At 59.0% G+C, this 9,145-nt stretch carries 9 protein-coding genes; 4 read left to right on the top strand and 5 right to left on the bottom strand.

The genetic code is table 11. From position 1 onward, the window contains the following. Positions 1-300, top strand: a 300-nt coding sequence (locus HMPREF2820_RS10985) for an LPXTG cell wall anchor domain-containing protein (RefSeq protein ID WP_210398722.1), incomplete at its 5' end; no start/stop codon positions are given. Between the two features lie 661 nt (positions 301-961). On the opposite strand, the gene HMPREF2820_RS10290 is transcribed toward HMPREF2820_RS10985, so the two are convergent. The 5 genes from HMPREF2820_RS10290 to HMPREF2820_RS10310 all read right to left on the bottom strand — a co-directional run bounded on the left by HMPREF2820_RS10290 (position 962) and on the right by HMPREF2820_RS10310 (position 5,692). After that, a complete protein-coding gene (locus HMPREF2820_RS10290) occupies positions 962-1,900 on the bottom strand; it encodes an amino acid ABC transporter permease (protein WP_070603985.1) in 939 nt (312 codons plus the stop codon). Continuing rightward, positions 1,900-2,586, bottom strand: a complete 687-nt coding sequence (locus tag HMPREF2820_RS10295; RefSeq protein ID WP_048733083.1) for an amino acid ABC transporter permease — start codon at positions 2,584-2,586, stop codon at positions 1,900-1,902. Before HMPREF2820_RS10295 ends, HMPREF2820_RS10290 begins: the two co-directional genes overlap by 1 nt. A 19-nt stretch (positions 2,587-2,605) precedes the next feature. After that, positions 2,606-3,547, bottom strand: coding sequence for a glutamate ABC transporter substrate-binding protein (locus tag HMPREF2820_RS10300; RefSeq protein WP_070603959.1), 942 nt, complete (start codon positions 3,545-3,547; stop codon positions 2,606-2,608). 15 nt (positions 3,548-3,562) lie between these two features. Then, the gene (locus HMPREF2820_RS10305; RefSeq protein WP_070603960.1) at positions 3,563-4,291 is read right to left on the bottom strand and encodes an amino acid ABC transporter ATP-binding protein; all 729 of its coding nucleotides are present in this window, start codon (positions 4,289-4,291) and stop codon (positions 3,563-3,565) included. A 120-nt stretch (positions 4,292-4,411) separates the two neighbouring features. Further along, positions 4,412-5,692: an MFS transporter gene (locus HMPREF2820_RS10310; protein ID WP_070603961.1), complete on the bottom strand. Its 1,281-nt coding sequence runs from the start codon at positions 5,690-5,692 to the stop codon at positions 4,412-4,414. 259 nt (positions 5,693-5,951) lie between these two features. Between HMPREF2820_RS10310 and HMPREF2820_RS10315 the strand changes: the two genes are divergently transcribed. The 3 genes from HMPREF2820_RS10315 (at position 5,952) to HMPREF2820_RS10325 (ending at position 8,985) form a co-directional block, all read left to right on the top strand. Beyond that, positions 5,952-6,401: a MarR family winged helix-turn-helix transcriptional regulator gene (locus HMPREF2820_RS10315; protein WP_070595808.1), complete on the top strand. Its 450-nt coding sequence runs from the start codon at positions 5,952-5,954 to the stop codon at positions 6,399-6,401. 34 nt (positions 6,402-6,435) lie between these two features. Beyond that, a complete protein-coding gene (purB, locus tag HMPREF2820_RS10320) occupies positions 6,436-7,866 on the top strand; it encodes an adenylosuccinate lyase (RefSeq protein WP_070603962.1) in 1,431 nt (476 codons plus the stop codon). A gap of 189 nt (positions 7,867-8,055) precedes the next feature. Beyond that, entirely contained in the window at positions 8,056-8,985 is a 930-nt protein-coding gene (locus HMPREF2820_RS10325) for an alpha/beta hydrolase (RefSeq protein ID WP_070603963.1), read from the top strand. Positions 8,986-9,145 lie beyond the last annotated feature (160 nt).

Genomic DNA, 9,145 nt, shown 5'->3' on the forward strand with positions numbered 1-9,145 from the left:
AGCAGCTCAGGTTCTAGCTCTTCGGGCTCCAGCTCCAAGGGTGGTAGCACTTCGGGCTCTAGCTCAAAGGGCGGAAGCTCCTCCAGCGGTAGCCTCTCTGGTGGAAGCTCCTCCAGTGGAAGTACCTCGGGCCACAGCAGCTCGGGTGGCAGCACCTCGAGCTCCAGCTCCAAGGGCGGGTCTTCTCTGGCTGTCACCGGCGCTAAGGTCGCTGGCACGCTAGGAATCGCAGCAATGCTGTTGCTGGCTGGTGGTATTTTACTAGCGGTTCGTAAGCGCCACTCGCAGAATGAAAACTAGTGATACCAAGGCTTTCGAGCCGCATTGCTAGCTCCTAAAAGGAGACGGCGGGAATATAGGAGAACTCCTGTATTCCCGCCTTTTTTCATTCAATCCACCGGAATGGCACTCGCAAGTGGTAACTGGGTCTTGGTTTGCTTTCTAGGTGACACGTAACAGACCCCGAACCTCCAAATGTGCAGGCCAGATGAAGAACAACGATGCCACCTCCAAAGGAACCATTAGATGGTGATGTAAAACCCCCAACTGCGGCAGCTCCACAACCCGGCGTTAAGTAGCAAAGCGGACAATCCGACAAACTACGGGCTGCAAATGTGAAACTGTGCGAGTTTAGGACACTTTCAAGCCATTTTTCGGGCCATTTTTGTCATAAACGCAGTCAGTAACTCGCATCGCCCCGCCGCCGGTGTCATAAACACAGTCAGAAACTCGCATTGGGGTAAGCAGCAAAAGGTGCCCGCCACTTGTGGCCACGCTATTCACCTATCGATGCGCTGCAGCGTGGCCATCAGTGAGTAGTGCATCGATAAGAGCGAAGGCAAAGGCCATAGACAAACAAAAACGCCGCCCAGCGGAAACCAAAAACAGTTTCCGTGGGCGGCGTCGCTGTACACGTCGTAAAGCGAATGTGAATACGCGGGGCGTGGGTAATGCGCGAGTTTTACTCGTGCGTGCCGCGCAGATCTCGGTGGCCTTCGGCGTGCCAGTCGACGTTGGTTTCATCCTTAGTAGTGACACCGACATCAGGCTGCTGCGGAACCTTCGCAATGATGTTGCGGCGGGCGCGGCCGGCGCGGAGCTGGCTTTCGATACGCTCGGCAAGGTTGGCCAGACCGAAGTTGATGGCAATGAGAATGATTGCCACGACGACCAGCGATGGAATCATGGCGCCGTAGTACTCGCCAAGCTGGCGGCCGGAGCGGACAACCTCGACGTAACCAATCATGTAGCCCAGTGCGGAGTCCTTCAGCGCAATGACCATCTGCGAGATAATCGCCGGCAACATGGCGGCGACTGCCTGCGGCAGCAAAATGGTGACCATCGTCTGGCGGTGGGAGAGACCCAGCGCAATCGCAGCCTCACGCTGGCCCTTCGGCAGCGACTCGATGCCGGAACGTAGCGTCTCGCCAATGACGGATCCGTTGTACATGGTCAGGCCAAACACAACGGCGGCAAAGCCGAGGTAGTTCGACGGAAACAGCTGCCAAAGCGCGAACACCGAGTAGGCGAACAGCATGAGCACCAGCACCGGAATGGCGCGGAAAAACTCGACAATCACCGAGCACCCCCAGCGCACCGGTGCGACCGGGCTCAGCCTGCCGACGCCCAGGAGAGCGCCAATAACCAGTGCCAACACAATAGAGACCACAGCCGCGATAATGGTGCTGACCAAGCCGGGCAGAATGTACGTGGTCCAGGTTGTGGATTCGAGGAAGAACGACCACTTATTCGCCTCGAACTGGCCCTTGTCGGCCAGTTTCATTCCGACCCAGGCGAGGATCGCAACGGTGATTGCGGCCACGATCCAGGTGAGGGTTCGGTTGAAGCGCTGAGCCTTGGGGCCCGGCGCGTCGTAAAGAACTGTTGCGCGAGTAGCCATTAGCGCTTCACCGCCCATCGCTTGCCAGCCCAGCCGAAGAACAGGCCGGTCGGCAGAGTCAGAATAATAAAGCCGACAGCGATGATGCCGAAGATAATCAGGATATCGCTGGCGTAGTTTTCGGTCATGGTCTTCATCAGCAGCGACGCTTCAGCCACACCGATTACTGAGGCGATCGTGGTGTTCTTCGTCAGCGCAATCAGGGTATTGCCGAGCGGCACGATAGCGCCACGGAACGCCTGCGGGAAGATGATGTAGCGGAAGCTCTGGCCGAAGCTAAGCCCCAGGGAGCGGGCGGCTTCGGCCTGCCCGAACGGCACAGTATTAATACCGGCGCGCAGGGACTCCGCAACGAAGCACGAGGTGTAGGCAACAAACGCCAACACCGCGAGACGGAAGTTCTGCTTGACAATGAAGGAGTCATTCTCCGCAGCCAGCAGCAGCCCCAAGTTGTAGTAGAGACCCATCGAGGCCAGCAGCACAATCAACGTCAGCGGGGTATTGCGGACAATGTTGATGTACCAGGTCGACAGGGTACGCAGGATTCCCACGGGGCTCACGCGCATAGCGGTGAGAAGCGTGCCAAAAATCAGGGAACCAATTGCCGAAGCAATCGTCAGTTTGATGGTTACCCAGAAAGCCGGAAGCAGTTCCGGCCCCATTTCACTCCATAGTTCTGGATTCATTGTTTGCTCGCACCCCTTCCTACTTCTTCTCTACAAACGACAGATCGCCGATTGCCGGCTTGTCGTCGAGCTCGAACTTGTCGCCCAAATGCTTCTTCAGGATCTTCTGAAGCTCACCGGTGTCGTACAGCGACTCCAGCGCCTCATTGATGGCCTCACGGCTGGCATCATCACCCTTGGGCAGGCCGATGCCGTAGTACTCATTGGTCCAGTAGGAACCATCGGGGTTGCGCAGCTCGACCACGCGGAAGTCGTCGCCGAAGCGCTCCTTGTAGCGCTGGGCGAAGCCCGCGAGAATGGTCGCATCGGTGGTCAGGGCATCGACGACACCCTGCTTCACACCTTCCGCGCACGCGGCGTAGGTATCGAACTCCTGCAGCTGTACCTCCGGCAGAGCGTCCTTGACTTTCTGCGCTGGGGTGGAGCCGGATACAGAACACAGGCGAGTGCCCGGGGCGACGTCGTCAAGCCCCTGGATGCCCTCGGAACCGCGCACCAACAGTGCCTGGTGCGTGACCAGGTACGGGCCGGCGAAGTCGACGGCAGCCAGGCGGCCAGCGTTGATGGAGTAGGTGGCGGCGATCATGTTGACCTCGCCGTTGTTAATCAGCGTCTCGCGCTGAGCGGACGGGGTCTCGCGCCACTCCATCTCGGGCACATCCCAACCGTTCTTGTTGGCGATGTACTCAATGACGTAGCGGGAAACATCGTTGTCGACGCCCGCGAACTCACGGTCCGGGGTGCGCTCGCCGAGACCCGGCTGGTCAAACTTCGTACCCAGCGTCACGTGCCCGGCTTCGATATCAGCCAGCAGGTTTCGGGGTCCGCCGCTACCGCAGGCCGCGAGGCTCATTGTCGTGGCAACAGCTACGACAGCCGCCGCAACTCGCTTGCCGACGACACCTCGGCGGCCCTGGTTGCGACTGCGTCCCTGGCCTCCTCGTAATAGTGAAAGCTTCATGGTGACCAGCCCCGCCTAGTGTCCGACGATCTTGGCCAAGAAGTCCTTGGCACGATCGCTCTGCGGGTTGGTGAAGAAGGCCTCCGGGTCGGTGTCTTCGACAATCGCACCGTCGGCCATGAACAGGATGCGGTCGGCCACGCGGCGGGCGAAGCTCATCTCGTGGGTGACACAGACCATGGTCATGCCGCCCTTGGCCAGGTCGGTCATGACGTCGAGGACCTCGTTAATCATTTCCGGGTCGAGCGCGGAGGTGGGCTCGTCGAAAAGCATGACCTTCGGGTCCATGGCCAGGGCGCGTGCGATGGCGACGCGCTGCTGCTGACCGCCGGAGAGCTGTGCCGGGTACTTGTCAGCCTGTTCCGCAATGCCGACACGGGCGAGCAGCTTGTCCGCACGCTCGCGGGCCTCGGCTTTTGAGATCTTGCGGACCTTCAGTGGGGCCAACGTGACATTGTCGCGAATGGTCATGTGGCTGAAGAGGTTGAACTGCTGGAAGACCATGCCGACCTCAGCACGCAGACGGGTGAGTTCCTTACCCTCTTCTGGGAGAAGTTTGCCGTTGATGCGGATCTCGCCGCTGTCTATGGTCTCGAGGCGGTTGATGGTTCGGCACAGTGTGGACTTACCAGAGCCGGAGGGGCCGAGGACAACTACGACCTGACCAGCTGGGATTTCCAGATTGATGTCGCGCAAAGCGTGGTAATCGCCGTAGTGCTTATTCACCCCGGCAATCGAAATCATGCTCTGTGGTGTGGATGATTCAGTCATGTGAAAAAGTATAGGTGACTCACGACACATCACTGCTATCGGTGTTCCTTGTGCGATATTCACCTGTGAAAAGTGACTGCACACCAATTAGTTCTAAAGATCCACGCGATGGCGCCTCGCAACAGGCTTGCGGCCATGCACGAACCAGTAGAAAACAGCAGCGAGAACCACCACAACCGCCAGGCCTGCGTACATCTTGTCGAAGCCCATAGTGGCGGCTACCGAACCAAGCACGATTGGGCCGAGGCCGATGCCTGCGTCGACAAGCAAGAGCAGCGTCGAGATGCCCGTGCCCAACTTGTGTGCCGGGGCCAGGTGCACAGAGATGGTCTGGCAGGCCGGCATCAGCGTGCCGTAGCCCAGGCCGCAGAGCGCACCGGCGGCGATAACGTGCCAGTCAGCGGTTGCGAAAGCCAGAACAAGCAGTGAGATGGTGAAGCACACCAGGCCGATGGCGATGACGGGGTTGTCACCGCGGCGATCCTGCAGGCGTCCCAGTGAGAAACGCGCCGCCATCATCGCAACCGCATAGGCGATGAAGAAGAAGCTGGCGCCTCTAGCCAGGCCGCTCAGCTGCGAGTATCGGTTCAGGAATGTAATCACGCCCGCATACGCCAGGCCGATGAGCAGCATGAACAGGCCGATTGGCACCACTCTCGGCGTCATGATGTCATCGAAGGAAAACGTGCGCTTCGTCTCGCTTGCCGACGAATCCTCGGCGGCCTCGTCCTTGGTTTTCGCAGTGGTGGGCTCGTTGTGATGTGGCAGAAAGAGCGCCAGCACCAGTCCGACGATGGACAGGCCGAGGGCTGTGGCAAAGAGGACGCTGTATCCGACCGAACCAATAAGGGCCAGGCCGAGAGCTGGGCCAATCGCTGTAGCCAGGGTGGTGCCGAGCGAGATGTAGCCAGTTCCCTCGGCGCGGCGCGAAGCCGGAATAGCGGTCTGGGCGGCGGCCATCACGGCGGTGGAAGCTAATGCGTAGGTCAGGCCGTGGATGATGCGGATTGCAATCAGGACCGGCAGGGATGCGGCCCACAGGTAGGCGGCACAGGCTGCCACGATGACAGCGAGCGAGCCAAGCATGATTCTGCGACCACCGAAGGTGTCCACCAAGTAGCCGGAAAAGAGTCGCGCGATGGTGGCGCCGACCACGAAAGAACTGGCAGCGAAGCCACCGGCGGCATCTGAGGCGGAGAAGCGCTGGACGGCGTAGAGCGCCATGACTGTGATTGAAAGGTAGAACACCAGGTACATGCTGAAGTTAATCAGCCAGCTGATGATGAACGCGGGGGAGAAGAGCTTGTCTTGCCCGTGCTGCTCGTCCTGCTCGTTCTGTCTGCGCCTGTTCTGTGTTGTCGTATGCGTTGTCATGCTGAAGATACGGTCTCTTTTCTCGTTTGAAAACGATCGTGGAATTAGTGCTTTGGCAAAACTGCTTTCCGGTATTTGTATCGTGCAAAAATACAGTTAGGGCTCGAATTATAACAATCGGTTTGTATGATGCAAACGCGCTTTTTCGGCCTTAACCCCATCCGCGGCGCGCTAGAATAGGAGCTGTTCAACAAACAGATACATCCCGCAGGCCCATAAAAGGGCCGACATAAAGGCGACAAGAGGATTGACTGCCACCGTGCGAAACGACGACCTGGCCGCGCTCGTTTACGAGAACATGCTGCTATCCCGGGTGAGCTCCAGCGGCTACCGGCCACATCGCAAGGACATCCTGCTGGATCGCTCCGCCGCAGCACTGCTGGCTAGGCTGGAAGCGCAGCCGGATATGACAGTCGCCGAGCTCTCCGATGCGCTGGGGCTGGACATTTCTACGGTGCACCGCCAGCTGGCCGCCGCCATGCGGCAGGGGTATATCGCGAAGAGGCCCGCGCCGTCGTCAAGCGCGAAGGTGCATAGCGCGACCGACAAGGGGCTAGAGCTGCTGCACCGGGAGATTGAGGCGCGTAAGAATACCGTCGATGACATTACGCATGACTGGGAAGACTCGGAGCTCGCGGAGTTCGTGCGATTGATGCGCAAATTCAACGAGGGCGTGGAAGAAATGCGTGGTCATCCATGGCCTAGATAACCGCGGATGCAGTGGTCATGGAATACTTGAGGGCGTGGCTGAGAAAAAGAAGATCGCAAACGTCCTTGCTAACCGATACGCCTCTGCGACCCTGGCGGAGTTGTGGAGCCCTGAGTACAAGATCATCCTCGAGCGCAAGCTCTGGATTGCCGTTCTGAAGGCTCAGGTCGCCCGCGGAATTGAGGTGCCGGAGGGCACTATCGAGGCGTATGAGGAGGTCATCGATCAGGTTGACCTCGACTCCATTGCCGCCCGTGAGCGTATTACTCGCCACGATGTGAAGGCCCGCATTGAAGAGTTCTGCGACCTGGCTGGCACTGAGCACATCCACAAGGGCATGACCTCGCGTGACCTGACTGAGAACGTCGAGCAGCTGCAGGTTCTGCAGTCGCTGAAAGTCGTGCGCGACAAGGCTGTTGCCGTTGCCGCCCGCACTGCGGAGAAGGCCTCCGAGTACCAATCGCTGGTCATGGCAGGTCGCTCCCACAACGTCGCCGCACAGGCAACGACCCTGGGTAAGCGCTTCGCCTCCGCTGCGGACGAGATGCTGCTGGGCATCGAGCGTGTAGAAGACCTGATTTCCCGCTACCCACTGCGCGGCATCAAGGGCCCGATGGGTACCGCCCAGGACATGCTGGATCTGCTTGACGGTGATGAGTCCGCACTGGCCTCCCTGGAAAACGAAATCGCTGAAGGCCTCGGCTTCGACCGCGTCTTTGACTCCGTTGGTCAGGTCTACCCGCGCACCCTCGACTTCGACGCTCTGTCCGCGCTGGTCGAGCTCGGTGCAGGCCCGGCGTCGCTGGCCACCACCATCCGCCTGATGGCCGGTAATGAGACCGTCACTGAGGGCTTCAAGGAAGGCCAGGTCGGCTCTTCCGCCATGCCGCACAAGATGAACGCCCGCTCCTGTGAGCGCGTCCACGGTTTCCAGGTCATTCTGCGCGGCTACATGACCATGCTCTCCGAATACGCCGGTACTCAGTGGAACGAAGGTGACGTTTCCTGCTCCGTGGTTCGCCGCGTTGCACTGCCGGATGCCTTCTTCGCCATGGACGGCATGTTCGAAACCTTCCTCACCGTCCTGTCCGAGTTCGGTGCATTCCCGGCCATGATCGACCGTGAGCTGGAGCGCTACCTGCCGTTCCTGGCTTCCACCAAGATCCTCATGGCAGCCGTTCGCGCTGGTATGGGCCGCGAGGAAGCCCACGAGATCATCAAGGAGCACGCCGTCGCCACCGCACTGGATATGCGCGAAAAGGGCGCTGAGCAGAATCTCACTGAACGTCTCGCTGCAGATGAGCGTTTCCCGCTGGATGCCGCAGGGCTTGCCGACGCTCTGGCGAACCGCCATGCGTTCATCGGTGCCGCGGAATCCCAGGTTGACCGCGTAGTTGCACGTGTGCAGGCTGTCGTGGACAAGTACCCAGAGGCCGCGACCTACAAGCCGGGCGAGATTCTGTAGCTTCGCGAGCGTCACGCGCGAAACGTGTAAACGCAAAAACGTAAAGACGTAAGGTCCCTTGAAAAACTCTGTCACTTTGGGGGGGGGCAGAGTTTTTCTTTGTTTGTTGGCGAAAGCACCAGTGAGCAGCCAACTTCCTCGGTACGATGAGCGGTAAGTATCGAAACCTCTACGCGAAAGGTGCCCGACGTGACATCGGCTGTTAGGACTTCGCTTTCTCGCCCAGGTGCCACATTGAATGTGTTGCGCTGGGTTCCAGAAAATGACAAGGGCGCGCCCATTACTCCTAAGGGAGTGGTGCAGATTGTCCACGGCATGGTCGAGTACGCCAACCGCTACGCCAAGTTCGCCGAGTACCTCGTATCCCAGGGCTATGCCGTCGTCGCGCACGACCATCGCGGCCACGGTATGACCAAGACGGATGCTGGTATCCCGGGATACTTCGCTGACTACGGTGGCTGGAACTTGATTCTCGAAGACCTCCACGCGGTGCGCCAGTATGTTGATGCTGAATTCCCAGGCAGCAAGCACTATATTCTCGGCCACTCCATGGGGTCGCTTCTGACTCGTAACTACATCGCCAAGTACGGAGAGGGGCTTACCGGCGTCATTATCATGGGCACCGTGTCGTGGCCAGGGGCTAAGGGCGACGCGGGAATGAAGGTGGCAAACCTGCTGGCTAAGATTCGTCCTACCGCGCCGGGCAAGCTGCTCAACACTCTCACCTTTGCTGATTACAACAAGGGCTTTGAGCGCCGCACTAAGTTTGATTGGCTCACCCGCGATCACAAGGTTGTTGATGCTTATATTGCGGACGACAAGTGCGGTTTCGTTCCCACCAATGCCTTTTTCCGCGACCTTCTCGTCGGCACGCACTACGCGAATTCGTCTGAAGCCTATGAGAAAGCGCCTGATGAGCTGCCGCTTTTCGTGGTTTCCGGTGCTGTTGATCCGGCGGGTGGCGCTGCCTGTGTGACTGAGGTCGTGGGCAAATACCTGAACGCGGGCAAGAAGGACGTGCGCTTTAAGGTCTATCCGGATGGTCGCCATGAGATTCTCAACGAGTTGAATAAGGAAGAGGTCTACTCCGACATTGTGGCGTGGTTGGAGTCCCGCTAGGGGAGCTGGTTAATAGACAAAAAGTATGCCCGTTCGGGGGGGGGGGTCGACCGGTGGGCATCTTTTGCTACTTATCCCAATGCGAGTTACTGACTGCGTTTATGTCAGCGGCGGCGGGCCAATGCAAGTTACTGACTGCGTTTATGACAAAAATGGCCTG

Source organism: Corynebacterium sp. HMSC064E08 (genome assembly GCF_001811805.1).
GTDB classification, from domain to species: domain Bacteria; phylum Actinomycetota; class Actinomycetes; order Mycobacteriales; family Mycobacteriaceae; genus Corynebacterium; species Corynebacterium jeikeium_D.